The organism is Streptomyces sp. NPDC042259 (assembly GCF_055582085.1).
Genome location: NZ_JBVJDW010000007.1, coordinates 159,486 through 184,676 on the forward strand (window position 1 = coordinate 159,486; position 25,191 = coordinate 184,676).

The following is a 25,191-nucleotide window of genomic DNA, read 5'->3' on the forward strand; positions in this document are numbered from 1 at the left end:
TTTTGCCGCCTGCGGCGGCGAGCGCCCTGCGGGCGCGTCCTCAATCGCCGGACAGGCTCGGTTTACGTCTGTCCGGTGATTGAGGACACCACCGCGCAGCGGTGGTTCATACACACAGGTGGGAAGATCTGCCCGTACCGACCCGTCAACCGTCCCACCGGGGGAAACCACCATGTCCACGCGTACGCGTATAGCCGCCGCCGCGCTCACCGCCGCCGCCACCCTCGCCCTCACCGCCTGCGGCGGTGGCGGCGGCGGAGACGACGCGGACTCCACGCCGGACAAGACCGGCCCGGCCGGCACCGCGTCGCCCGCCAAGGACGAGGAAGCGGCGGACGCCAAGGGCGGCTCCGCGGCCGGCAGCAGCGACAAGGGCAAGAGCGCCGCCCCCGGCGTCTGCGCCTCCGGCAGCGTGAAGGTCGAGGTCAAGGCCGTCAGCAGGCCCGTCAACCACCTCCTGGTGGTGGCCACCAACACCTCCAAGGCGGCCTGCACCGCGCACGGTTACCCGTTCCTGCGCTTCGACCAGGACCAGGCCACGACCCCCGTCATCGACAAGAGCCGCCCGCAGGCTCCCGTCACCCTCGCCCCCGGCAAGTCCGCCTACGCGGGCATCGTCACCTCCGCCGCCGACGGCTCGGGCGGCACCGGCCGCACGGCCAAGAAGCTCGCCGTCTCCTTCCAGGGCCCCGGCGACGGCAGCAGCGTCGGCGACAAGGTGGACGCCCCCCTGCCCGGCGGTTCCGTGCACGTCGACGACCAGGCCCAGGGGACGTACTGGCAGAGCAGCCAGGCCGACGCGCTCAAGTGGTGACGACACGACGCTGATTGGCCGCTCCGGTTGGGGGTACCCGCACTCCAGCGAACCGGAACGGCCAATCGACATCGGAGGCGTTTGCCATGGGTATGGGCGGCTGCATCGGTCTGATCGCGGTGGGGGCCATCCTCACCTTCGCCGTGGACTGGCATATGGACGGCGTGAACGTCACACTGCTCGGCCTGATCCTCATGGCCGTCGGCATCATCGGCGTCTGCGCCTACGTCAGCATCTTCCAGCGCCGCAGGACGCAGCCGCCGCCCCCGGCCGCGCCCGTCGTCGAGGAGGAACACCGCTACACGCGCTGAGCCCCCCTCGGCTCGCGCTCACGCGTCCAGGCCCGCCAGCACCAGCGGCAGCCGGTCGGCGCCGCCGGGCACGACGCGCACCGGCACTCCCCAGTCCTGCTGGTGCATATGGCAGGCCGGGTACTCGTTCTCCGGGTCGTCGTCACAGGACGCGGCCATCGCGGAGACGTGCAGGACGCCCTCGGTCACCCCGTCCGCCCACACCAGGTCGCGGCCGAGGTCCGTACCCGTGCCCGAACCCTCAGCCAGCAGCTCCGGCGGGGTCGAGCTGACGAGCAGCCGGGTGGAGGGGCCGTAGCGGGTGTCGAGCTTCTGCCCCGCCGGGGCCTGGAAGACGACGTCCAGCCGCAGCCGCCCGGGGGAGACATCGGTCGCCGCCCGCTGCGTGCGGTGCGCCACGGACTCCACCCGTACGGCTTCCTCCGGCAGCCGCAGCCGCGTCAGCCGGTGCCGGGCCGACTCCACGACCACGATGTCGTCACCGGCGAGCACCGCGTCCGACGGCTCCCGCAGGTCCGTCGCGAGCGTGCTGACCTCGTCGGTCGCCGGGTCGTAGCGGCGCAGGGCGTGGTTGTAGGTGTCGCAGACGGCCACCGAGCCGTCGGGCAGGGCGGTCACCCCCAGCGGGTGCTGGAAGAGGGCCTGGCCGGCCGGGCCGTCGCGGTGCCCGAAGTCGAAGAGGCCGGTGCCGACGGCCGTGCGGACCACGAAGCCCTCGCCGTCCCGCTCGACGTACCGCAGGGCGCTGGTCTCGGAGTCGGCGACCCACAGCCGGTCGTCCGTCGCGGCCAGCCCGGACGGCTGCGCGAACCACGCCTCCCGCGCCGGACCGTCGACCAGCCCCTCGTTCGTCGTACCGGCCGCGACCCCGACGGTGCCGGTCGCCGGGTCGTACGTCCACAGCTGGTGCACCCCCGCCATGGCGATCCACAGCCGGTCCGCGAACCAGGCCACGCCCCAGGGCGAGGACAGATCCACCTCCGGGCCGGGGCCCGCGGTGGGGCGGCCCTGCATCCACTGCCGTCCGGTCCCCGCGAGGGTGGTGACGGCGCCGGTCGCGGGGTCGTACGCGCGCAGGGCGTGGTTGACCGTGTCGGCCACGGCGACCGTGCCGTCGGGAAGCAGCGCCAGGCCCTGCGGCTCGCTGAAACCGTCGGGGCCGAAGCCGCGCTCGCCGGAGCCGACGCGCCGCAGGACGCTCTCACCGTCGGCGGCCAGCTCGACGAGCTGGTGCCGGGTGGAGTCCGAGACGAGGAAGGTGCCGCCGGGCAGCGGCACGGCCTTGCCCGGGAAGCGCAGATCGGTGGCGACCGGCTCGGGGGCCACATACGGGCCGTCGCCGCGCCGCAGCGTGCCCTTGGCCTCGTGGGCGGCCTCCAGCTCGCCGACCAGCCGCTCCAGGGCGTGGGCATGGCCCTCGCCCGCGTGCTGGGCGACGACGTACCCCTCGGGGTCGATGACGACGAGCGTGGGCCAGGCCCGCACGGCGTACTGCTTCCAGGTGGCGAGTTCCGGGTCGTCGAGGACGGGGTGGTGCACCTCGTACCGCTCGACGGCGTCGACGACCGCCTGGTGCTCGGCCTCGTGGACGAACTTCGGCGAGTGCACCCCGATGATCACGACGGTGTCGCGGTGCTTCTCCTCCAGCTCGCGCAGCTCGTCGAGGACGTGCAGACAGTTCACACAGCAAAACGTCCAGAAATCGAGGATGACAATGCGTCCTCGCAGGTCAGCCAGGGTGAGGGCGGTGCCGCCGGTGTTCAGCCAGCCGCCCTTTCCGGTCAGTTCGGGGGCGCGGACGCGTGCGTGTGGGGCCATGCCCCTATCCAACATCACCGGTCGTCGCGGCTATTCCTGGCGGGCCACAGGGCCTACCGCCCGCCCAGGACCCGGTCCTTCAGGGCGGGGAAGTCCTCGCGGGTCTTCGCGACGCGGGCGATGTCCAGGTCCACGGTCAGGACCTCCTCGCCGGTGCCCGCCTCGGCCAGGACCTCGCCCCAGGGGTCGACCACGATGCTGTGTCCGGCCTGCTCGACGCCCGCGTGGGTGCCCGCGGTGTCGCAGGCGAGGACGTACGACTGGTTCTCCACGGCCCGTGCCTTCGCCAGCAGCGTCCAGTGCTCGCGGCGCCGCGCCGGCCAGCCCGCGGGGACGACGAGCGTCTGCGCGCCCGCGTCGACGAGCGCGCGGAACAGTTCGGGGAAGCGCAGGTCGTAGCAGGTCGCGAGGCCCAGCGTGGTCTGCGGCAGCGGCACGGTGACGACCTCGGAGCCGGCGGCCATCAGGACGGCCTCGCCCTTGTCGAAGCCGAAACGGTGGATCTTGCGGTACGTGCGGACGAGGTCGCCGTTGGGCGAGAAGACCAGCGAGGTGTTGTACAGCGGGCCGTCCTCCGCGGCGGAGCCGCTGTCGGAGGTCGCGCGTTCCACGATCGAGCCCGCGTGCAGCCAGACGCCGGTGTCCCAGGCGGCGGCCGCCATCGCCTCGGCCGTGGGGCCGTCCAGCGGCTCGGCCTCCGTGGCGAAGGACTCGTACGCGAAGGCGCCCACCGTCCACAGCTCGGGCAGTACCACGAGGTCGCTGCCCCGCTGCTCCCGTACGAGGGAAGCCACCCGCGTCCGGCGCTCGGCGACCGGCTCGGCCGGGTCCACACCGATCTGGATCAAAGAGGCGCGCACAGTACCACCACTCTCAGCGTTCGAACCGTCGGCGCGGCACGCGTTCGTCGTCGAAAGGCCTGCCGGGGCGCCCGTGCGCAGCGTAACTTAACTGCGTAGAACCCATACAGCACTTAACCGAACTCCAGTAGCAGCACAGCAGTAACAGCGCAGCCCATCCGAGCAGTCAGTCCGCGTACGTACCGCACCGCCCGAGGGGTCCCGTGACCGTCCACCCAAGCCTGCAGCCCGCCATCGATGCCTGGACCCATTCCATCGAGGCCATCAACGAGTTGGTGAGACCGCTCGCGGAGAACGAATGGAACCGGGCCACCGAGTGCCCCGGCTGGTCCGTGCGCGACGTGGTCTCGCACGTCATCGGCGTCGAGTGCGAAATGCTGGGCGAGCCACGGCCGATGCACACGCTGCCGCGCGATCTCTACCACGTGACCGACGAGTTCTCGCGGTACATCGAGGTGCAGGTCGACGTGCGCCGCTGTCACACGGCCCTGGAGATGACGTCCGAGCTGGAGTACACGATCATCCGGCGCTCGCGGCAACTGCGCAACGAGACGCGGTCCCCGCAGGCGCCGGTGCGCTGGCCGCTGGGCAGCGGCAACGAGCAGACGCTCGAACGGGCGCTCACCATAAGGGCCTTCGACGTCTGGACCCACGAGCAGGACCTGCGCCGCGCCCTGGGCAGGCCCGGCAACCTCGACTCCCCCGGCGCGGCCCTCACCCGTGACTTCCTGCTGCTGGCCCTGCCCAAGGTCGTCGCGATGGACGCGGGCGCCCCGGCGGGGTCGGCGGTCGTATTCGACGTGCACGGTCCGCTGGAGTTCCTGCGGACCGTGCGGATCGACGCACAGGGCCGGGGGGCGATCGACAGCAGTGTGTCGCTGGGGCCGACGGCGACGCTCTCCCTGGACTGGGAGACGTACGCCCGCCTCGCCTGCGGGCGGGTCCGCCCGGAGGCGGTGGCGGACCGGGTGAAGATCGAGGGCGAATCGCGGCTGGCGCGGGCGATCCTCCGCGAATTCGCCATCACGCCGTGAGCATCGCGCCGTGAGGGTCACGGCCCCGAGCGGCGGCACGCCCTGAGGGGCACGCCGGTTTCACCGCCGTCCGGCGGCCGTCAGACCGGCACGTGCACCGACTCCACCCGGGACGCCACCACCCGCTCCCGCTCCCGCCGTTGCGCCTTCGTGCGCAGTCGCAGGATCTGGGACAGGCCGAGCGCCTCCAGCACGAACACCGAGGCGAACGCGGCGCGGTAGTCGTCGCCGGTGGCGTCCAGCAGCAGGCCCACGGCCAGCAGGGTGGTCATACAGGCGACGAACCCGCCCATGTTGACGATGCCCGAGGCGGTGCCCTGGCGCTCGGGCGGGTTGGCCGGGCGGGCGAAGTCGAACCCGATCATCGAGGCCGGTCCGCACGCACCGAGGACCACGCATTCCGCGATCAGCAGCCACATGGGGGCGTGCGGACCGGGCCACAGGAGGGTCGAGGCCCACAGCAACGCGGTCGCGGCGACGGTGCCGAGGGCGAGCGGCAGCCGGGCGGCCCGGTGCCGACCGATGACCTGGCCGTAGACGAGGCCGATGGTCATGTTCGACAGCACGACGAGGGTGAGCAGGCCGCCCGCGGTCCCCCGGGACAGTCCCTGTGCCTCGACCAGGTAGGGCATGCCCCACAGCAGCAGGAAGACCATCGCCGGGAAGCCGGTGGTGAAGTGCACCCACATCCCCAGCCGCGTCCCCGGCTCCCGCCAGGCGCGGACGATCTGCTGCCGCACGAAGCCTCCGGCCGGAGGAGAGGCGGGCACCGGTGCGTACCCTTCGGGGTGGTCCTTGAGGAAGAGCAGCAGCAGGACGAGGACGACGACGCCCGCCGTCGCGCTGCCCGCGAACGTCGTCGTCCAGCCGGCGCTGTGCAGCAGCCGGGCGAGCAGCAGCGTCGAGATCAGATTGCCCGCCATCCCGAACAGCGCCGCGACCTGCGCGATCATCGGCCCGTGCCGGGCCGGGAGCCACCGCGCGCCGAGCCGCAGCACGCTGATGAACGTCATCGCGTCACCGCACCCGAGCAGCCCGCGGCTGGCCAGGGCCATGCCGTACGTGTGGGAGAAGGCGAACGCGAACTGCCCGGCGGTGAACAGCACGACGCCGAGCGCCAGCACCTTCTTCGTGCCGAGCCGGTCGACCATCAGGCCGACGGGTATCTGCATGCCGGCGTAGACGAGTAACTGGAGGATGGAGAACGTCGACAGGGCGGACGCGTTGATGTGGAAGCGCTCCGCGGCGTCGATGCCGGCCACACCGAGGCTGGTGCGGAAGACGATCGCGACGAAGTACACCCCGACGCCCAGCCCCCAGACGGCCAACGCCCGCCGCCCGCCGGGTGGGTCGCCGGGCAGCCCGGTGGATCCCCCGCTCATCGCCTCTCCCCCTGTCATCGTTCGTGGCCCTGTGCCAGGTTCCGCACCCAGCTGACGTGCTGGTCGACGATGCCGATGGCCGCCTCCGCGTCCCCGGCGCGCAGCGCTTCGAGGATCTCGGTGTGCTCGGCGATGTTCTTCGCGATCCGGTCGGGGTGGGCGTGCATGACCGCGACGCCCATGCGCAACTGCCGGTCGCGGAGCTGGTCGTACAGCCGCGAGAGGATCTGATTGCCCGCGCTGCGCACGATCTCGGCGTGGAAGGCCCGGTCACTGACCGACACCGCGGCGAGGTCCCCGGCCGCGGCCTGCCGCCGCATGTCCTCGACGAGTTCCTCCAGCCGGGCGAGCAGCCCGGGCGCGGCGGGCACGGCCTTGCCGGCCGCGTGCTTCTCCACCAGCAGCCGGGTCTCGACCACGTCCGCGATCTCCTGCGCGGACACGGCCAGCACCAGCGCCCCCTTCTTGGGGTACAGCTTGAGCAGCCCCTCGGCCTCGAGTCTGAGCAACGCCTCCCGCACCGGAGTCCGCGAGACCCCCACCTCACCGGCCAGGTCGCCCTCGGTCAGCAACGTGCCGCCCGCGTAGCGCCGCTGCAGCACGGCGTCCTTCACATGCGCGTACACCCGATCGGCGGCGGGACGCTTGGCGGTGGCGGTGACCGTGGCTGACATGCGCACAGCATAGATACAACAGGTATGCGTGGGCAGGTGCGTTTCGCGATGCGGACAGCCGCGCGGCGGCCCGGCGCCGCTTACACCCCCGCCCAGCCGTCCATGGGGGTGATGAAGACGAAGCGCAGGTCCGGGCGCTGTATGGGGAGCAGGACGTGGGTCGTCACGCGGATCTCCGCGTTGCCGTGGTACGGCAGGCGCAGGCGGAAGACGTGGCCGTCGCGGTGTTCGACGACGTCGGCTTCCTCGGACCAGATGCGGCGGCAGTCGGCGTCGGCGTCGAGGATGTCGCGGACGAGCGCGCGCAGTTCGGCGTTGGCGGGGTTGCTGTTGGCGGCCACGCGGAGCATCGCGAGGTAGATGCGGGCGCAGCTGTCCTCCCAGTCGAGCATCTGCTCGCGGGCCTCGGGGTCCAGCAGGGTCCAGCGCATGAGGTTCGCGCCGGGGCGCAGGACCCAGGGGAACCACTCGCTCATCAGCGGGTTGGCGGCGACGACGTTCCAGGCGACGTCGGAGAGGTAGGCGGGGTAGGAAACCTGCTGCTCGAGCAGGGCCTGGACGCCGCGGGGGAGGTCGGCGGGGGCCGGGGCGAGCAGGCCGGGCGGGCGGCGGCCGCAGACGGCGAGGAAGAGGGTCAGGGTCTCCGCCTCGCTCAGGCGCAGCGCCTGTGCGACGCGCAGCAGGAAGCTCTCGGAGAAGTCCTGGCGGCGGCCCGCCTCCAGGGCCCGGTACCAGCCCTCGCTCACCCCGGTCATCCTGGCGACGTGCGCCTGGGAGAGCCGGCGGCCGGGGCGGGGGTGGACCCGGCGCAGTTCGGGGACGGTCCGGGCGTCGACGCGAGACCGCCAGGCGCGCAGCAGGCGGCTGATGGACTCGCCGTCGACGCGGTTCACGCGCCCTCCAAATTCCGACACTGCAAGTGTTGGCCAATCTTAAGTAAATTGCGCAGCACGGGCCATTCCACCCCCTGCCAGGGTGGGGTGCCCGAGGCCGCTCCGCACACGGGCAGAGGGCCCGGACGCCGCTCTCTCCTCGCTGGAGGGGGGTGAGGAGGGAGCGTCCGGGCCCTTCGTCCTATGCGTGCCCGAGCGGGCTGCGCACCAAGGTCAGCCCCAGGTGATCAGGCGCTTGGGGTGTTCCAGGACGGCGGCCACATCCGCGAGGACCTTGGAGCCGAGTTCCCCGTCGACCAGGCGGTGGTCGAAGGAGAGCGCCAGGGTGGTGACCTGGCGTGGCTTGATCTTGCCCTTGTGCACCCAGGGCTGAAGCTTGATCGCTCCGACCGCCAGGATCGCGGACTCGCCCGGGTTGATGATGGGCGTGCCGGTGTCGACGCCGAAGACCCCGACGTTGGTGATGGTGATGGTGCCGCCGGACATGTCCGCCGGGCTGGTCTTGCCCTCGCGGGCCGTGGCGACCAGCTCGCCGAGTGCCGCGGACAGCTCGGGCAGGGTCTTGTCCCCGGCGTCCTTGATGTTCGGGACGATCAGACCGCGCGGCGTGGCCGCGGCGATGCCGAGGTTCACGTAGTCCTTGCGGACGATCTCCTGGTTGGCCTCGTCCCACGTCGCGTTGACGTCCGGGTTGCGCTTGATCGCGACGAGCAGCGCCTTCGCGACGAGCAGCAGCGGGTTGACGCGCAGCCCCGCCATGTCGGGGTCGGTCTTGAGCCGCTGGACGAGCTTCATCGTGCGGGTGACGTCGACGGTGACGAACTCCGTGACGTGCGGCGCGGTGAAGGCGCTCGTGACCATCGCCTGGGCGATGGCCTTCCGTACGCCCTTGACCGGGATCCGGGTCTCCCGAGCTCCGGCGGCCGGGGCGGCGGCGGAAGCCTGGGCGGACGGTGCGGCGGCCGCCGGCTCCTCCGCGACCGGGGCCGGTGCCGTGCGCGCGGCCACGGCCGCGTGGACGTCCTCGCGGGTCACGACGCCGTCCGTGCCGGTCGGCACGACCGTCGCGAGGTCGACGCCGAGGTCCTTGGCGAGCTTGCGGACCGGCGGCTTGGCCAGCGGCCGGCCACCGGCCACGGCCGGCGCGGCGGCAGGCACGGGCGCGGCGGGCGCGACAGCGGGCGCGGCGGGCACGGCGGCGGGCGCGGCGGGCACGGCGGCGGGCGCGGCCGGAGCCGCGTGGCCGTTCATCTCCGCCTGGATCGCGGCGGCCATGGGCTGCTGCTCCGGCGCGGCCTGCGCCTTGCGGGCGCGGCGCTTGGTCGAGGACGGCGCGGCGCCGTAGCCGACCAGCACGGCCTGGCGGCCCTGCGGCTCCGGCTCGGGCTCGGCGGCGGGCGCCGCGGCGGCCTGGGCCGGGGCGGCGGGCTCCGCCGGCCCCGCACCGGGCTCGGTGTCCACGGAGATGATCACCTGGCCGACGTCGACCGTCACGCCCTCGCCGAAGCGCAGCTCGTGCACCACGCCGTCGAAGGGGATCGGCAGCTCGACGGCGGCCTTGGCGGTCTCGACCTCGCAGACCACCTGTCCGTCGGAGACGGTGTCCCCGACGGACACGTACCACTTGAGGATCTCGGCCTCGGTGAGCCCCTCGCCCACGTCGGGCATCTTGAACTCGCGGAAGCGCTGGTCGTTGGCAGTGCTTGCAGTCATCGTCACGACTCTCCTCGGCCCTCAGTACGCCAACGCGCGGTCTACGGCGTCGAGTACCCGGTCCAGACCCGGAAGGTACTCGTCCTCGAGACGCGACGGCGGATAGGGAGCGTGGTAGCCGCCGACCCGCAGGACGGGGGCCTCCAGGTGGTAGAAGCAGCGCTCGGTGATCCGGGCGGCGATCTCGGCTCCGGTGCCCAGGAAGACCGGGGCCTCGTGCACGATCACCAGCCGGCGGGTCTTCTCCACGGACGTCTGGATGGCGTCGAAGTCGATGGGCGACATCGAGCGCAGGTCCAGGACCTCCAGGGACTTGCCCTCCTCCTCGGCCGCCGCGGCGGCCTCCAGACAGGTCTTCACCATCGGCCCGTAGGCGGCGAGGGTGAGGTCCGTGCCCGGGCGGGCGGTGCGGGCGGCGTGCAGCGGACCGGGGATCGCGGTCGTGTCGACCTCGGAACGGTCGTGGTAGCGGCGCTTGGGCTCGAAGAAGATGACCGGATCGTCGCTCTGGATGGCCTGCTGGAGCATCCAGTACGCGTCGGCGGCGTTCGAGGGGGAGACGCACTTGAGGCCCGGCACGTGCGCGAAGAGCGCCTCGGGGGACTCGCTGTGGTGCTCGACGGCACCGATCGCACCGCCGTAGGGGATGCGGATGACGACCGGCAGCTTGATCTTGCCGAGCGCGCGGGCGTGCATCTTGGCGAGCTGGGTGACGATCTGGTCGTACGCGGGGAAGACGAACCCGTCGAACTGGATCTCCACCACGGGGCGGTAGCCGCGCAGCGCCAGACCGATCGCGGTGCCGACGATGCCGGACTCGGCGAGCGGGGTGTCGATCACCCGGTCCTCGCCGAAGTCCTTCTGCAGACCGTCGGTGACCCGGAAGACGCCGCCGAGCTTGCCGACGTCCTCACCCATGATCAGGACCTTGGGGTCGGTCTCCAGGGCGGTGCGCAGCGAGGCGTTGATGGCCTTGACGATGGAGAGCTTCTCGGCAGCCATGATCAGTTGCTCTCCTCTGCGAAGGACGCCTGGTATGCGGCGAATTGGGCGCGCTCTTCGTCGACGAGGGCGTGGCCGTCGGCGTAGATGTTCTCGAAGATGGCCATGTTGTCGGGGTCCGGCATGGTCCGGACCGCGTCCCGCACCCGCTTGGCGAGGGCGTCGGCCTCGGTCTCCAGCCCGGCGAAGAACGTTTCGTCGGCGTTGCCCTCGCTCTCGAGGTAGGCGCGCAGCCGCAGGATCGGGTCCTTGGCCTCCCACTGCTCGCGCTCCTCGTCCCGGCGGTACTTCGTCGGGTCGTCGGAGGTGGTGTGGGCGCCCATGCGGTAGGTGAACGCCTCGATGAGCATCGGGCCCTGGCCGGTGCGGGCCCGCTCCAGGGCGGCCTTGGTCACGGCCAGGACGGCGAGGACGTCGTTGCCGTCGACCCGGACGCCGGGGAAGCCGTAGCCCTGGGCGCGCTGGTAGAGCGGGACGCGGGTCTGCCGCTCGGTGGGCTCGGAGATGGCCCACTGGTTGTTCTGGCAGAAGAAGACGACCGGGGCGTTGTAGACGGCCGAGAAGGTGAACGCCTCGGCGACGTCGCCCTGGCTGGACGCGCCGTCGCCGAAGTAGGCGATCACGGCGGAGTCGGCGCCGTCCTTGGCCACGCCCATGGCGTAACCGGTCGCGTGCAGGGCCTGCGAGCCGATGACGATGGTGTAGAGGTGGAAGTTGTTCTCGTTGGGATCCCAGCCGCCGTGGTTCACCCCACGGAACATCCCCAGCAGATTGGTCGGGTCGACCCCGCGGCACCAGGCGACGCCGTGCTCGCGGTAGGTGGGGAAGACGTAGTCGTCGGGGCGGGTGGCGCGGCCGGAGCCGATCTGCGCGGCCTCCTGGCCGAGCAGCGAGGCCCACAGCCCCAGCTCGCCCTGCCGCTGCAAGGTGGTGGCCTCGGCGTCGAACCTGCGGGTCAGCACCATGTCCCGGTACAGGCCGCGCAATTCCTCGGGCGTCAGGTCGATGGAGTAATCCGGGTGCTCGACCCGTACGCCTTCGGGCGTCAGCAGTTGCACCAGCTCCGGCTGCCCCGGCGCGGCGGCCGGCTTCCCGGCGCGCTTGCTGCTGCTGCGTCGCGGCTTGCGCGCGGCAGTGCTGTCCACGGTCACGTGTGCTCCTCCGTCTGTCCGGCCCCCGGGGTCGCCGGCGGCCAGAGGGGGTCCCCCCGCCGTGAGACAGGGGAAGGCTCGCTCGATCCCCGACGGCACACGGGGTGGGTGTGCCGAGGCCGGAACCGGGCGTGACAGGCGCCCCGGCTAAAGGCCTGCAATAAGCACGTTACCCAGAAGGCCGCATTCCTGCGAAACCCCTACTGACCTGCGATTTTGCTTGGATTTCCAAGTAAATGCGCAAAGCGGGGTTCCGCTACTGGTCACAGCCTTGTGAGCACAGCCTTGCGAGCTGCCGGAACGACCGCACGTTATCCCGGAGGACAAGAGCAGGGGAAGAGTCGATGTGTGAGACTGATCGTGTGCCCGAACAACGAAAAATCACGGTATTTCTGCTCGACGACCATGAGGTCGTCCGTCGGGGCGTCCACGAGATGCTCTCCGTGGAGGACGACATCGAGGTCGTGGGCGAAGCCGGGACGGTCGCCGACGCGCTCGTGCGCATTCCCGCCACCAGGCCGGACGTGGCCGTTCTGGACGTTCGCCTTCCGGATGGCAGCGGCGTAGAAGTATGCCGTGAGATCCGTTCTCAGGACGAAAACATCAAATGCCTGATGCTCACGTCCTTCGCGGACGACGAGGCCCTGTTCGACGCGATCATGGCGGGTGCTTCGGGCTATGTACTGAAAGCCATCCGGGGCAACGAGCTGCTCTCGGCGGTGCGGGACGTGGCCGCCGGGAAATCCCTGCTGGACCCGGTGGCGACCGCCCGGGTGCTGGAGCGGCTGCGCGACGGCAAGGCCCCCAAGGGCGATGACCGGCTCGCGAACCTCACCGACCAGGAACGCCGGATCCTGGACCTGATCGGCGAGGGCCTGACCAACCGCGTCATCGGCGAGCGGCTGCACCTCGCGGAGAAGACGATCAAAAACTACGTCTCCAGCCTGCTCTCCAAGCTGGGCATGGAGCGCCGCTCCCAGGCCGCGGCGTATGTCGCCCGGCTCCAGGCGGAGAAGTCCCGCTGACCCTTGTCCTCCGTCTGCGGGCCCGGTTCGCCGCCTCTCGCCTGGCCGGCGGTCTCTTCGGCCGCGGGCCGTCCTTGCCGCCTGCGGCGGCGGGCGCCCTGCGGGCGCGTCCTCAAACGCCGGACGGGCTTGATGTGGCTGAGGCCGTCCGAAATCAGCCCGCTCGGGGCGGCTGGTTTCGGCCGAGGCCAGCCGAATCAAGCCCGTCCGGCGCTTGAGGACAACCGTCGCGCAGCGGCGGTGCGCACGACGACCGCATCCGGCCAGGCAAAACGCAGGGATTCGGGACCAACGTCCCGAAACGAAAGGGCCGGGTGTCCTCTTCCTTCGCACCGCCCCCTACGGGCACAGTGGTGACCATGCTTTCCGAGCTTCCCCAGCCGTCCCCGGCCATCGGCCGCCCGGACCCCTCCGACGAGCGCCGAGCGCTCGACCTGCTCGCCCGCACGCCCTACGGCAGGGCCTCGGTCAGCATGCGCGCCCTCCCCTTCGTCACCGTCGCCCGCCACATCGTGGTGGAGACCCCCTCGTCGGCCTCGCCCCGCGTCCTGCTGCGACTGCACGGCGGCTTCGGTTACGCCCAGGCGTGCGACGGCAGCGTCGTCGCGTACAGCGCCGACAACCTCAGCGGCCGCCGCGAGGGCGAGGAAGACGTGTGGACGGTCCAATTCGTCGGCATGGCACGGCTCTTCACGCCGGGCGCCGCCGAGATCGAGCGGTTCGGCCGGCCCCCGCGCACCGCGGACGGCGCCCCCTTCCAGCCCGAATACCTGTGCATCGAACCGCAGTTCATCAGCCTGCATCACCTGGAAGGCGTCCCCGCGCGACAGTTCACACACTCCCCGTGAACTAACATTTGACGCGTGCCGCGCTCACTTGTCTCCCCTGTTCATGCCGGACCTGTTCACGCCGGACCGCAGGGGCCCGACAACGGCACCCTGCGCACCCTGCTGGGCCGCTACGGACTGGCGGGTGAGCCCGTCTCCTGCGAACCGCTGACCGAGGGGCTCCTCAACCGCGGTTACCGCCTCTCCACCACCCGCGGCCGCTTCTTCCTCAAGCACCACCTCGACGGCGACCAGGCCGCCATCGCCCGCCAGCACCACGTGACGCTGCGGCTGGGCGCGCTCGGCCTGCCCGTCGCCCCGCCCGTCGCCGACGCCGAGGGCTCCACGGTCACCGTGCTCGGCGGCCGCTGCTACGCCCTGCACCCGTGGGTCGACGGCCGGCACCGCGACGGCGAGGAGCTGACCGCCGCCCAGTCCCGCCGTCTCGGCACCCTGCTGGGCCACGTCCACACCTGCCTGGAGCAGGTCATGGAGGGCCCGGCGGGGGCGGGCGAGGGCTCCGGGCCCGCCCCGGACGCGGCGGCCGACCCCGAGGACACCTACGCCCTCATCGAGGAACTCCTGACGCTGGTCCGCCGCAAGGACGGCCGCCCCCGCGACCCCTTCGACGAGCTGGCCGAGCACCGCCTCGTCGAGCGCCGCGCCCTGCTGGAGGCGCACTCCCACCGCCGGCCGACGCCCTGCGCCACCCCCGCCCGGGGCTGGGTGCACGGCGACTTCCACCCGCTCAACCTGCTCTACCGGGGCGCGGAGCCCGCCGCGATCGTCGACTGGGACCGGCTGGGGGTCCAGCCGCGCGCGGAGGAGGCCGTCCGGGCCGCCGTGATCTTCTTCCTGCGTCCCGTCGGCACGCTGGACCTCGCGAAGGTACGCCCGTACGCGCGCGCGTACCGGGGCGCGACCGGCGCGGGCCCTGCCGAACTGGCCGCCGCCGTGCACCGGGTGTGGTGGGAGCGGCTCAACGACTTCTGGATGCTGCGCTGGCGCTATCAGCTCGGCGACCACCGCGCCGACCCCGGCTTTCCCGCGTCGGCGGCGCTGTCGGTGTGGTGGACGCGCGAGTACGAGGCCGTACGCGAGGCGTTCACGGACTGAGCGGGAGCGGGTGAGGGTTTCGGACGCCGGGCGCGTGCGAGGCCCTCAGAAACGGCCACAGGCCCGCCCCGGGCCCGCTCCCGGCCCGTGCGGACCGGGGGCGGGCCGGGACGGGCCCGGCCGTACTGCTTCCCGTGTGCCGTCGGTCAGCCGACGGGACCCTGGTTGGCGCCGCCCTCCGTACCTCCGCCGTTGGTCGGGGGCACGGTCGGCTTGTCGTCGCCCGTCGGCGCCGTCGTCGGGTCGTTCGTGGGGCCGGTGGTCGGATCGGTCGTCGGACCGGTCGTGGGGCCGGTCGTCGGGCCCGTCGTCGGGTCCTTGGTCGGACGGTTGCCCGTCTCCCGGGTCCACTCGGGGTCCGGCTCGTCCTGGCCCGTGTTGCCCGTGCTGCCGCCGGGCTCGGCGGTGGGCGACGTGTGCTTCTCGGGGCTCTTGGAGCTGCCGGGGCTCGGCGACTTGGGCGCGGTGGTGGTCTTGTCCGGCTTCTTCTTCTGGTCGGTGCCGGTGGTCTTGCCGCTCTCGTTCACCGCGAAGACCACACCCACCGCGATCGCTATCACCGCGAGCGCGGCGACCAGCCACATCTTGCCCTTGCCGCCGCCGTTGCGGCCGCCGTGACCGGCGCCGTAGCCGTCGAAACCGCCCTCGTCACCGCCGCCGTTGCGGGACGGGATGATCGGCTGCTGCGAGGTGTCGCCGTTCGCGGGGTGCGGCAGGGCGGTGGTGCTCGCCATACCCATGACCGAGGTGGCGGCTCCGGTGTGCGCGACCGGGCCGGTGTTCCAGGCGCCGGTGTGGCTGCCGGACTCGTGCAGCATCTGCAGCGAGTACTGGACCAGACCGCGCATCTCCTCGGCGCTCTGGAACCGGTCGTCCGGGTCCTTGGCGAGGGAGCGCATGACGAGCCCGTCCAGCTCCGGCGGCACCGACTCCAGCACCTGCGACGGCGGCACCGGGGTGTCCTGGACGTGCTGGTAGACCACCGAGAGCGGGGTCTCGCCGGTGAAGGGCGGGCGCAGCGCCAGCAGTTCGTAGAGCAGACAGCCGGTGGCGTAGAGGTCCGAGCGGGCGTCGACGGTTTTACCGAGGGCCTGTTCGGGGGAGAGGTACTGCGGGGTGCCCATGACCATGCCGGTCTGGGTCATGGTGGAGGCCGCGCCGTGCAGGGCGCGGGCGATGCCGAAGTCCATGACCTTGACGGCGCCGTTGTGCGTGATGATCACGTTGGCGGGCTTGATGTCACGGTGCACGATGCCGTGCTGGTGGCTGTAGGCCAGTGCCTCGAGCACACCCGAGACGATGATCAGGGCCTGCTCGACCGGCGGGGCCTCGGTACCGAGCAACAGGTCGCGGATAGTGCGACCTTCAACCAACTCCATGACGATGTACGGCACGACGTTGCGGCCGACGTGGTCCTCGCCGGAGTCGTAGACGGCGACCACCGCGTGGTGATTCAGACCGGCGACGGACTGTGCCTCGCGCGTGAAGCGGGCCTTGGAGACCGGGTCCTCGGCGAGGTCCGAGCGCAGCAGCTTGACCGCGACGGTGCGGCCGAGGCGGACGTCCTCGGCGGCGAACACCTCGGCCATGCCACCGCGGCCGAGTCTGTGGGTGAGTCGGTAGCGTCCGTCGCCGACCAGTCCGCCATTGCCCCACATTTCAGGCACATCGGGCATACCGCCCCCGTTGGCGTCAGGGTCGGACGGACCCTGGGCGCTCTGCGTCTGTGCCATCAGTCCTCGCCGTCGTGTGTGGCCGCTGCTTCGCGTGGGAGGCGCTGCGCGGGGGAAACTCGATGAAGCTGTCTTCCGCTAAGGCACGCTACAGGCTCCGCGAGGCGCATCGGTCCGGGATGGACCGGCTATGAAACCCGTACAGGGCGGAGCAAGGCAAATCTCGTGACGGCTTGTCGCGCATCCGGTCACGGAACGGGCACGTGGCTTGACGTGCCCGCGCCCTCGGGCAGACTTGGCCGAGATATGTCGATCGGGTGGACCGGTACGCCGGATCAGTACGCCAGTCAGTACGCCAGGCCGTGTGCCGAGGGGGAAGCAACACCATGAGCCAGGACGGCGCACAAGGCCGCTACACAGGACGTTCCGTCGGCGGCGGCCGCTACCAGCTGCGCGATCTGCTCGGCGAAGGCGGCATGGCCTCCGTGCACCTGGCCTACGACAGTGTCCTCGACCGCCAGGTCGCCATCAAGACCCTGCACACCGAACTGGGCCGAGAGGCGTCCTTCCGCGAGCGCTTCCGCCGCGAGGCGCAGTCCGTCGCCAAACTCACACACACGAACATCGTCTCGGTATTCGATACGGGCGAGGACGATCTCGACGGATCGACCATGCCGTACATCGTCATGGAGTACGTCGAGGGCCAGCCGCTGCGCTCCGTGCTCGACGCGGACGTCCGCCAGTACGGCGCGATGCCCGCGGACAAGGCGCTGAAGATCACCGCCGATGTGCTGGCGGCGCTCGAGGTCAGCCACGAGATGGGCCTCGTCCACCGCGACATCAAGCCCGGCAACGTGATGATGACCAAGCGCAACGTGGTCAAGGTCATGGACTTCGGCATCGCGCGCGCCATGCAGTCCGGTGTCACCTCGATGACCCAGACCGGCATGGTCGTCGGCACCCCGCAGTACCTCTCCCCCGAGCAGGCCCTCGGCCGCGGCGTCGACGCCCGCTCCGACCTGTACTCCACGGGCATCATGCTCTTCGAGCTGCTGACCGGCCGGCTGCCCTTCGACGCGGACTCCCCGCTGGCCATCGCCTACGCGCACGTCCAGGAAGAGCCGGTCGCGCCCTCGACGATCAACAGCTCGATCCCCCCGGCCGTCGACGCGCTCGTCGCCCGCGCGCTGAAGAAGAACCCGAACGAGCGCTTCCCCAGCGCCGAATCGATGCGGGACGAGTGCGCGCGCGTGGCCGGCACGGCGCAGGCCGCGCCCTCGCCGATCATCATCGCCGGCGGCCCGCCGGCGCGCAGCGGCGCGGGCGTCGGCTCGGCGGTCTTCCCGCCCGTCGACCAGCAGGCCCCGGCGCCCGGTCCGCAGAGCGTGCAGACGCCGTACCAGCCGAACACCCCCAGCCCGTACAGCGGCTACGGCCCCGGGACCCCGGCACCGGCCGGCCAGGGCTACCACACCCCGGCACAGCCCTACCAGCAGTCCGGCCCGGGCCCGCACACCCCGCCGCCGTACACGATCAACCCCTCCCCGGCCCCGGCCGCGCACAACAGCGGTGGCGGGGGCGGCAAGGGCAACAAGGGCGTGCTGATCGGCTCGGGTGTCGTCGCGGTCCTCGCGGTCATCGGGGTGATCGCCGCCATCGCGCTGAACGGCAAGGACGCGAAGAAGGACGAGGCCGAGGCGAACTCGGCGTCGCAGTCGCCCGTGGCGGCCACGACGGGCGGCGGCACCGGCGGGACCGCGCCGCAGAGCAGCCACAAGGACGGCGACAAGTCCAAGACCATCTCCCCGGAGAAGTGCAGCAAGGCCTACGACGTCTACAACGACAAGACGAAGAAGTCCGCGCCGGACTTCAAGTACATCTACATCGACTCGGTGAAGGAGTGCCTGCAGGCCGCCGGCTGGAAGTACCGGGTCGACGTCCAGGCCGAGAACACCTGGGGCAAGGGCACGGTGCTCAACCAGACGCCGGCCGCGGGTGACCCGTTCGACCCGAAGTCGCCGAGCGCGCAGTTCGTGCTCACCGTCTCCACGGGCGACCCCTCGTAAGGCCCGGCTTTCGTCCTCGAACGCCGGAGGGGCGGGCCGCGTTCGGCCCGCCCCTCCGGCGCTTGTGGTCACCGGCGCGGGCCGGGACGTCTGCCTACAGATAAGGGCCCGAGCGGGCGCCGCCGTGGTGGCCGCCCTCGTCGTCCTCCTCGCCCATCACGCCGGGCGGCAGGGCCCTGCGCATCTGCTCCAACTGGGCGCGGGCCGCCATCTGCTGGGCGAACAGCGCGGTCTGGATGCCGTGGAAGAGGCCCTCCAGCCAGCCGACCAACTGGGCCTGCGCGATCCGCAGTTCGGCCTCGGTCGGGATCGCGTCGTCGGTGAACGGGAGCGACAGGCGCTCCAGCTCCTCCACCAACTCCGGTGCCAGGCCGTCCTCCAGCTCCTTGACGGAGCTGTGGTGGATGTCCTTGAGCCGGACCCGGCTCGCCTCGTCCAGAGGTGCCGCCCGGACCTCCTCCAGCAGCTGCTTGATCATGCTGCCGATGCGCATGACCTTCGCCGGCTGTTCGACCATTTCCGTCACCGGGACCTCGCGCGACTCGTCGTCACCCGCCCCGCCGCCGGGGCTGGCGTTGCCGAGAGCCATCCCGTCCGGGCCTACGACCAGGACCTGGGGGCTCTCCTGCGACCGTTCATTCCTCGGCATCTCCATGCCGCCATTCTCTCGCACCCGTGGTTTCCCCCGGTTGATGCCCCCGTACACGCCTGATCCACCTTCCTCACACGCCCCGGGTCGCGCTCCGGCGCGTCGGGGCCTAGCCCGGGCGCCGGGGCAGTGTCGTGCGGGACCGCGTGGAGCAGGCCGCGAGCAGACCGGCGAGCACCGGGACGCCCACCGCGAGCACCGTCAGCGTGGGCCAGGGCAGTTCGATCGGGGTGTGGGCGGGGACCAGCGGATCGCGGCGCATGGCGGCCAGCGCGTCGCGCCCGTCGACCAGGCGCAGCGCCACGGCGGGCACCACTCCGGCGACCGAGCCCAGCAGCACGCCCAGCCCCGCGACGCCCGCGCACTGGAAGCCGGCGAAGCCGCGCCGTACGCCCGGTGGCGCGCCGACCGCGCTGAGGGTGGTCAGGTCGGCCTCCGCGTCCGCCTTGGCCAGCCCGGTCGTGACGACGGCGGCCCCGATGGTCACCAGGCCCGCGAAGACGGCGAGGACCATGAGGAGGAAGTCGTCCCCGTCGGTCTGGGGCCCGCGCTCGATGTAGAGGCTGGTCGCCGCGTCGCCCCGGTCGAGGACGGCGTTCGCCCGTTCCTCCTCGTCCTTTCCGGGGGTGTGGCGCACGGCGTAGAAGGATCCCGCCGGGGCGGTGTGCAGGTTCAGCCGGTGGGCGAGGACGGCGGGCAGGATCAGCCGCACACCGGGCGTGGCGGCATATGCCTCGGGGGCGACGTAGGCGTCGAGGAAGACCTTGCGGGCCCGTTCGGGGAGGGTGGGCCGGGTGGGGGCTGTGGCGCCCCTGTGGCCGCTGTTACGGCTACTGCCGTGGTCGCCCCGGCCGACGGGGCCGGGCGTGTCGTGCGGGCCGGGCGCCGTGCGGGGCTCACCGGTCGCGGTGATCTTCAGCTGGACGCGGCCGTCCTGCGCGTAGGCGCTGTTGAGCAGCACCGGTCTGCCCTCGGCCAGGGCCCGTTCGGCCGCCGGGTCGCGCAGTCCGACATAGGTGCGCAGCAGCCGGGCGTCCCCGACCAGGACCTTGTCCCCGGCGTCGCCGATGGAGGAGAAGCCGCCCGCGTCCACGCACTCGGGACCGCGCCGCAGCCGCCGGTGCTCGGCCGCGTCGAGGCGCTCGGCGAGTTCCCGGCCGGCCGGTCCCTCCAGCGGGCAGCGGTGGATGTCGGGGCGGACGAGTTCGATCTCGCCGCAGCCCCCGGCCGCGCGGGTGTAGCAGTCGGCGCCCGCCCAGACCCGGTCGACGTCGGCGCGCTCGCCGGTGACCGGAAGCGCGTGCTCCATGGCTCGGCGGAGGGCGGGCAGCGCCTTCTCGGGGTGACCGCCCTCGTTCGCGTACGAGTCGACCAGCAGCGCGACGGTGCCGGGCCGCAGCAGCGGCTCGTACGTGAAGCGGTCCTCGGCGGCCAGGCTGACCGTGTACGTCGCGATCGCGACCGTGCCGGCCACCGCGGCGGTCACGGCGGCGACGGCGGGGGCGGTGCGGCCGCGGTTGCGGGCCGCGTCGCGCAACGCGATCCGGGCGGCCAGCGGCAGTCGGCCGCCGAACCGGGCACAGGCGCCGACCAGCAGGGGCACACACGCCAGCATGCCGAGTTCGGCCACGACCGAGCCCGCAGCGACGACCGCCCAGCCGCTGCCCGTCGCCCCGCCGACCAGGGCCAGGCCGCCGCCCAGCAGGATCGCCGCGAGGCCGAGCCCCGGCAGCAGCCGGGAACCGTGGCGCACTCCGCGCCGGCCGGCCAGCGACTGGAGCACCGACTGCCGCCCCGCGACGAGCGCGGGGACGAGCGCGGCCAGCGCGCCCGTGAGCACCCCGAGGCCGACGATGGTCAGCAGGTGCGACGGAACGGCGTCGACCGGCCCGAAGCGCTGCCCGGCCCACTCCTCGAACAACGGTCTGCACAGCACGCTCAGCCCGAGCCCGAGGAGGACCCCGACGACGGCACCGGCCGTGCCGAGCACCACGCCGCCCGCCAGCACCACCGCCCGTATCTGGCCGCGGTCGGCACCGCAGATGCCGACCAGACCGAGCTGACGGCGGGCGCGGCGGGCCCCGACGGCGAAGGCCGGGCCCGCGAGCAGCACGATCTCCAGGACCGCCATCGCGGCGACGGTCGCCAGCGCCACGGTGGCCCGGCGCGAGCCCAGGCCGGTGTCCGTGGCGGAGCCGGGGCCGATGCCGACGCCCGGCGTCCGGGCGGCGGGCACCGCCGCGTCCGGCGGCGGGTCGCGCAGCACGGCACGGGAGCGGACGAGCACGCCGCGCTCGTTCGCGGCCCTCACGTCATGCCAGGTCACTCCGCCCTTGGCGGCGACGTAGTACTCCTTGGGCAGCGGGTGCGGCGGCGCGGCCCGCTTGTCGCGCTCCGCCTGGGCCCGCCACGGTTCGATGACGGCGTGCGGCCGGGCGATGACGTACTCGCCGTCCAGCTCGCCCGGCAGTTCCACGGCCGCGGTGATCCGGAACTCCCGGCCCAGGCCCTTGATCCGGGTGTGCGAGCCGACGTGCAGCCCGGAGGAGCCCAGGAACGCGGTGGTGGCGGCCAGTTCCTGGGGCTCGTCGGGCAGGGTGCCACGACGGACCTCGACCTTGCCGCGCAGCAGGGCGTCGGCGGCGGGCATCTCCCGGACGGTGACGCGCCGCAGCCCGTGCGCCGTGCGGACCAGGCCGTCGACGTCCTGGGAGGTGACGGTGCGGGTGGCCCGGGGAAGCAGCGCGGTGAGGACGGCCGCGACGTCGACGGGCCGGCCCGCGGCGGGGTCGTCGGCCGTTTCGTCCGCGCTGCCGCGCGGGGTGCCCAGGCGGCTCGCGTCGGGCATCTGCACGATCGGCCCCGGGCCGTAACCGGCGTCGCTGAACTGCGCGTCCGCCGCGCCCAGTTCCCGGGTGATCTCCTGCGCCCGGGTGGGGCCCGCGCTGTGGTACGTCACGTCCGCCACGGTCACGGCCAGCACCGGCAGTGCGATCATGACGACGACGAGGGCGCTGCGGGCCTTGGCGCGCAGCGCGTCGCGACGGGCGATCCGCAGGGCCGCGCGCCAGGCGGGGATGCCCGTGACGCGCGGCACGCGTATGCCGGATACGCGCTTCACCGCATCTCCCCGGCCGCGAGCTGTGCCTCGGCGCGGGCGGTCAGCGTCTGGTCGACCATCGTGCCGTCGCGCAGGAACACCACCCGGTCGGCCCAGGCGGCGTAGCGCGGCTCGTGCGTGACCATCACGCCCGCCGCGCCCGCGTCGCAGCGCGCCCGCAGCAGCGCGAGGATCGCCTCGCCGGTCCGCGAGTCCAGGGCGCCGGTCGGCTCGTCGGCGAGGACGAGGCGGCGGTCGCCGACGAGGGCGCGGGCGATGGCCACGCGCTGCTGCTGACCGCCGGACATCTCGTCGGGGAAACGCTTGGCGACGCCAGTGAGGTCCAGCTCGGCCAGCGCTTCCATCGCCTCGGCGCGGGCCTTGCGGGTGGGCACGCCGTCCAGCTCGCGGGGCAGGGCGATGTTCTCGGCGGCCGTGAGGGCGGGCACGAGGTTGTAGTCCTGGAACACGTAGCCGATCGACCGGCGCCGCATGGCCGCCAGCGCGCGCCGGCTCAGCGTCGCGATGTCCCGCCCCTCCACGATCACCTGCCCGGACGTGGGCACGTCCAGCCCGCCCGCGAGCGTCAGCAGGGTCGACTTCCCGGATCCCGACGGTCCCATGACCGCCACCAGCTCCCCCGGCTGCACGGACATGTCGATGCCGCACAGGGCGTGCACCTCGGCGGGCCCGGTGCCATGGGTGCGGGTGAGGCTCCTGAGCTCCAGTACGGGCCGTCCGGGCAGGGGCGTCCTGGCCTGCGGCGCTGAACCGGTCATGGTGCGGTGCTTCCCCTTGCGTGGGCCGGGCGGTGGGCCGGTCGGCGCGCCGGTCGGCGGGCGGGGGCCGGGCCCACGAGCGCCTGCGGTCGCGGTGGTACTCGCGGCGGTTATGTATACCTCGCGCACCCGTTCGGAGGACAGAACCGATGCACGGCCCATGCGCGGACCGCTCCCCGCACGGGCCGGCCCCGGGGGGTGAGGGTCCGGTTCAGCCCCGGCGCAGACGCAGCCCGAGGAATCCCAGGCCCAGGCCGGTGAGGGTCATGCCGGTGCCGAGCGGCAGGACGCGCATGACCGGGTCGGCCGCCCCCTCGGCGTGCTCAGCCCCACCGGCGTCGTCCACGGGGGGCTCACCCGGCTCGTACGTCCCCGGGGCGGGCCCGGGGGCGTACGGCTGCGCGGCTTCGAGGCGGGCCCGGGGCGGCGGGGTGTTGAAGGGCGGCTTGGGCGACACTGCGGGCGCCCGGCCCGGCCGCGGGCTCTCGGCAGGCGGCTGTGAGGCCGCAGGGGAAGCGGAGGGGGCGTCGGACCCGCCGGACGCCGTGGGCGCGGGCGTGCTGTCGACGGGCGGGGTGGCCCGGCCGGGGTGGGTGCGCCCCTCCCCGGCGACGCTCCCGGCGAGCCGCTCGGAGAGCAGGGGGGACGAAGGGGACGCGGAGGGGAGCGCGCGGAGCGGGGGCAGGGGAGCGAGCGGGGCCGAGGCAGGGGGCTCGGACGGTGGGGGATCGCTGGGGACGGCCCGGTCCGCACCGTGCGCGGCGGGGGCTATGAGCAGGACGGCGGTGCAGGCCAGCCCGGCCGCCCGCGCGAGCCACCCGGTCCGGGGCCCGGCCTGTGCCCCGCCTCGTGCACCGGCTCGTGCGCTGATACGTCCTCTGGTCCCGGACGTCGTCCGTACTCCACCACCCACGGCGCCACCCTTCGCAGGAGCCACCCCTCCCGACACGGCAAGCCTCACACGCCCCCGGACCATGTGCCCGCTGAACGGCCAGGTGGGTGACATGGGGGCCGAATGGTTGACAAGGGGTGGCGGGAGGGCACTGGGTGACGGCGGCTTACGGGCGCGCCGGGAGAGGCGGCATAGGGCGGCACAGGAGGGGACGAAAGGGGTGGGGCCGGTGCCCCCCGGCACCGGCCCCACCCGTTTCACCGCCGGACTTTCACCGGCCCGTCTTCGCCACCGGGCTTGCCCGGCGCGCTGTCACGGCGTGAGGAGCACCTTGCCCACGTGCGAGCTCTCCTCCAGCACCCGATGCGCGGCGGCGGCCTCCCGCATCGGCATCGTCCGGTCGACCACCGCGCGTACCCGCCCACCGGCGATCATCGGCCAGACGTGCTCCCGGACCGCCGCCACGATCGTCGCCTTCTCCGCCGGCGGCCGCGCGCGCAGCGAGGTCGCCGTCACGGCCGCCCGCTTCGTGAGCAGCTTGCCCAGGTCCAGTTCGCCCTTGCGGCCGCCCTGGAGGCCGATGATCGCCAGCCGGCCGCTGACGGCGAGGGCGTCCACGTTCCGCTGGAGGTACTTCGCCCCGACGATGTCGAGGATGACGTCCGCGCCGACCCCGCCCGTCACCTTGTCCAGTTCCTCGACGAAGTCCTGCTCGCGGTAGTCGATGAGGATGTCCGCGCCCAGCTCACGGCAGCGTTCGAGCTTCTCCGGCCCGCCCGCGGTGACCGCGACGCGCGCCCCCACGGCCTTCGCCAACTGCACGGCCATGGTGCCGATGCCGCTGCCGCCGCCGTGCACGAGGAGCGTCTCGCCGGGGCGCAGCTGGGCCACGAGGAACACGTTCGACCAGACCGTGGCCGTCACCTCGGGCAGCGCGGCGGCGGTCACGAGGTCCATGCCGTCGGGCACGGGCAGCAGCTGGCCCACCGGTACGCAGACCTTCTCCGCGTACCCGCCACCGGACAGCAGCGCGCAGACCTCGTCACCCACCGACCAGCCGCTCACGCCGGGGCCGAGCGCCACGATCCGGCCGGAACACTCCAGCCCCGGGTAGGGGGAGGCACCGGGCGGCGGGTCGTAGAAGCCCTGCCGCTGCATCAGGTCGGCGCGGTTGACGCCACTGGCCACGACCTCGACCAGGACCTCTCCCCCGTCGGGTACCGGGTCGGGGACCTCGGCCCAGACGAGAGCGTCGGGTCCGCCGGGTTCGGGAATGGTGATCGCATGCATGCTCGCGAGGCTACTCCCGGGGCCTGTGGTGCACACGTGATGCGCCGGCCCGTTTCCGTCGGGATTCCGGGCCGGCGAAGGGCGTTGGCGTGGCCTGCGGCCCGCCCCGCTCACGAGAGCGG

Annotated in this window: 21 protein-coding genes; 7 read left to right on the plus strand and 14 right to left on the minus strand. The window is 72.7% G+C overall.

Annotated features, from left to right (window positions below; all coding sequences use genetic code 11):
- The first annotated feature begins 172 nt into the window (after nt 1-172).
- Nucleotides 173-814 carry a DUF4232 domain-containing protein gene (locus ACZ6MA_RS20495; RefSeq protein WP_469435319.1) on the plus strand — a complete coding sequence of 214 codons (642 nt, stop codon included), beginning with the start codon at nt 173-175 and terminating at the stop codon, nt 812-814.
- Between the two features lie 86 nt (nt 815-900).
- The gene (locus ACZ6MA_RS20500; protein ID WP_469435320.1) at nt 901-1,125 is read left to right on the plus strand and encodes a DUF6458 family protein; all 225 of its coding nucleotides are present in this window, start codon (nt 901-903) and stop codon (nt 1,123-1,125) included.
- 18 nt (nt 1,126-1,143) lie between these two features.
- Here the strand turns inward: ACZ6MA_RS20500 and ACZ6MA_RS20505 are convergent, their stop codons facing one another.
- Together ACZ6MA_RS20505 and ACZ6MA_RS20510 are read right to left on the minus strand one after the other, a co-directional pair.
- Nucleotides 1,144-2,943, minus strand: coding sequence for an NHL domain-containing thioredoxin family protein (locus ACZ6MA_RS20505; RefSeq protein ID WP_469435321.1), 1,800 nt, complete (start codon nt 2,941-2,943; stop codon nt 1,144-1,146).
- Between the two features lie 53 nt (nt 2,944-2,996).
- On the minus strand, nt 2,997-3,803 hold the full coding sequence (locus tag ACZ6MA_RS20510) for a carbon-nitrogen family hydrolase (protein ID WP_469435322.1): 807 nt from the start codon (nt 3,801-3,803) through the stop codon (nt 2,997-2,999).
- 203 nt (nt 3,804-4,006) lie between these two features.
- On the opposite strand from ACZ6MA_RS20510, the gene ACZ6MA_RS20515 reads away from it, so the two are divergent.
- Entirely contained in the window at nt 4,007-4,837 is an 831-nt protein-coding gene (locus ACZ6MA_RS20515) for a maleylpyruvate isomerase family mycothiol-dependent enzyme (protein ID WP_469435323.1), read from the plus strand.
- Between the two features lie 80 nt (nt 4,838-4,917).
- Here ACZ6MA_RS20515 and ACZ6MA_RS20520 read toward each other — a convergent pair whose 3' ends face one another.
- The 6 genes from ACZ6MA_RS20520 to pdhA form a co-directional block, all read right to left on the minus strand.
- A complete protein-coding gene (locus ACZ6MA_RS20520) occupies nt 4,918-6,219 on the minus strand; it encodes an MFS transporter (RefSeq protein WP_469435324.1) in 1,302 nt (433 codons plus the stop codon).
- 14 nt (nt 6,220-6,233) lie between these two features.
- The gene (locus ACZ6MA_RS20525; protein WP_469435325.1) at nt 6,234-6,893 is read right to left on the minus strand and encodes a GntR family transcriptional regulator; all 660 of its coding nucleotides are present in this window, start codon (nt 6,891-6,893) and stop codon (nt 6,234-6,236) included.
- A gap of 80 nt (nt 6,894-6,973) precedes the next feature.
- Nucleotides 6,974-7,786 (minus strand): helix-turn-helix transcriptional regulator, encoded by an 813-nt coding sequence (locus ACZ6MA_RS20530; protein ID WP_469435326.1) that lies wholly within the window; start codon nt 7,784-7,786, stop codon nt 6,974-6,976.
- Nucleotides 7,787-7,999: 213 nt separating this feature from the next.
- Nucleotides 8,000-9,499, minus strand: a complete 1,500-nt coding sequence (locus tag ACZ6MA_RS20535; RefSeq protein WP_469435327.1) for a dihydrolipoamide acetyltransferase family protein — start codon at nt 9,497-9,499, stop codon at nt 8,000-8,002.
- Between the two features lie 21 nt (nt 9,500-9,520).
- Nucleotides 9,521-10,501, minus strand: a complete 981-nt coding sequence (locus ACZ6MA_RS20540) for an alpha-ketoacid dehydrogenase subunit beta (RefSeq protein ID WP_469435328.1) — start codon at nt 10,499-10,501, stop codon at nt 9,521-9,523.
- A 2-nt stretch (nt 10,502-10,503) separates the two neighbouring features.
- Nucleotides 10,504-11,652 (minus strand): pyruvate dehydrogenase (acetyl-transferring) E1 component subunit alpha, encoded by a 1,149-nt coding sequence (gene pdhA / locus ACZ6MA_RS20545; RefSeq protein WP_469435329.1) that lies wholly within the window; start codon nt 11,650-11,652, stop codon nt 10,504-10,506.
- A 362-nt stretch (nt 11,653-12,014) separates the two neighbouring features.
- Between pdhA and ACZ6MA_RS20550 the strand changes: the two genes are divergently transcribed.
- From ACZ6MA_RS20550 to ACZ6MA_RS20560, 3 genes are all read left to right on the plus strand, one after another.
- Complete coding sequence (locus ACZ6MA_RS20550; protein ID WP_469435330.1) at nt 12,015-12,677, plus strand: response regulator; 663 nt, start codon at nt 12,015-12,017, stop codon at nt 12,675-12,677.
- Between the two features lie 359 nt (nt 12,678-13,036).
- The gene (locus tag ACZ6MA_RS20555) at nt 13,037-13,525 is read left to right on the plus strand and encodes a pyridoxamine 5'-phosphate oxidase family protein (RefSeq protein WP_469435331.1); all 489 of its coding nucleotides are present in this window, start codon (nt 13,037-13,039) and stop codon (nt 13,523-13,525) included.
- A 15-nt stretch (nt 13,526-13,540) separates the two neighbouring features.
- Complete coding sequence (locus ACZ6MA_RS20560; RefSeq protein ID WP_469435332.1) at nt 13,541-14,620, plus strand: phosphotransferase; 1,080 nt, start codon at nt 13,541-13,543, stop codon at nt 14,618-14,620.
- 146 nt (nt 14,621-14,766) lie between these two features.
- Here ACZ6MA_RS20560 and ACZ6MA_RS20565 read toward each other — a convergent pair whose 3' ends face one another.
- The gene (locus ACZ6MA_RS20565) at nt 14,767-16,353 is read right to left on the minus strand and encodes a protein kinase domain-containing protein (protein WP_469435333.1); all 1,587 of its coding nucleotides are present in this window, start codon (nt 16,351-16,353) and stop codon (nt 14,767-14,769) included.
- A gap of 326 nt (nt 16,354-16,679) precedes the next feature.
- On the opposite strand from ACZ6MA_RS20565, the gene ACZ6MA_RS20570 reads away from it, so the two are divergent.
- A complete protein-coding gene (locus ACZ6MA_RS20570; protein WP_469435334.1) occupies nt 16,680-18,359 on the plus strand; it encodes a protein kinase domain-containing protein in 1,680 nt (559 codons plus the stop codon).
- Nucleotides 18,360-18,453: 94 nt separating this feature from the next.
- On the opposite strand, the gene ACZ6MA_RS20575 is transcribed toward ACZ6MA_RS20570, so the two are convergent.
- The 5 genes from ACZ6MA_RS20575 to ACZ6MA_RS20595 all read right to left on the minus strand — a co-directional run bounded on the left by ACZ6MA_RS20575 (nt 18,454) and on the right by ACZ6MA_RS20595 (nt 25,069).
- Nucleotides 18,454-19,014 (minus strand): bacterial proteasome activator family protein, encoded by a 561-nt coding sequence (locus tag ACZ6MA_RS20575; protein WP_469435335.1) that lies wholly within the window; start codon nt 19,012-19,014, stop codon nt 18,454-18,456.
- Between the two features lie 103 nt (nt 19,015-19,117).
- On the minus strand, nt 19,118-22,129 hold the full coding sequence (locus tag ACZ6MA_RS20580; protein ID WP_469435336.1) for an FtsX-like permease family protein: 3,012 nt from the start codon (nt 22,127-22,129) through the stop codon (nt 19,118-19,120).
- Entirely contained in the window at nt 22,126-22,887 is a 762-nt protein-coding gene (locus ACZ6MA_RS20585; protein WP_469435337.1) for an ABC transporter ATP-binding protein, read from the minus strand. The genes ACZ6MA_RS20580 and ACZ6MA_RS20585 overlap by 4 nt, the downstream gene beginning before the upstream one ends.
- A 211-nt stretch (nt 22,888-23,098) precedes the next feature.
- The gene (locus tag ACZ6MA_RS20590) at nt 23,099-23,800 is read right to left on the minus strand and encodes a hypothetical protein (protein ID WP_469435338.1); all 702 of its coding nucleotides are present in this window, start codon (nt 23,798-23,800) and stop codon (nt 23,099-23,101) included.
- A gap of 291 nt (nt 23,801-24,091) precedes the next feature.
- Nucleotides 24,092-25,069 (minus strand): NAD(P)H-quinone oxidoreductase, encoded by a 978-nt coding sequence (locus tag ACZ6MA_RS20595; protein WP_469435339.1) that lies wholly within the window; start codon nt 25,067-25,069, stop codon nt 24,092-24,094.
- Nucleotides 25,070-25,191 lie beyond the last annotated feature (122 nt).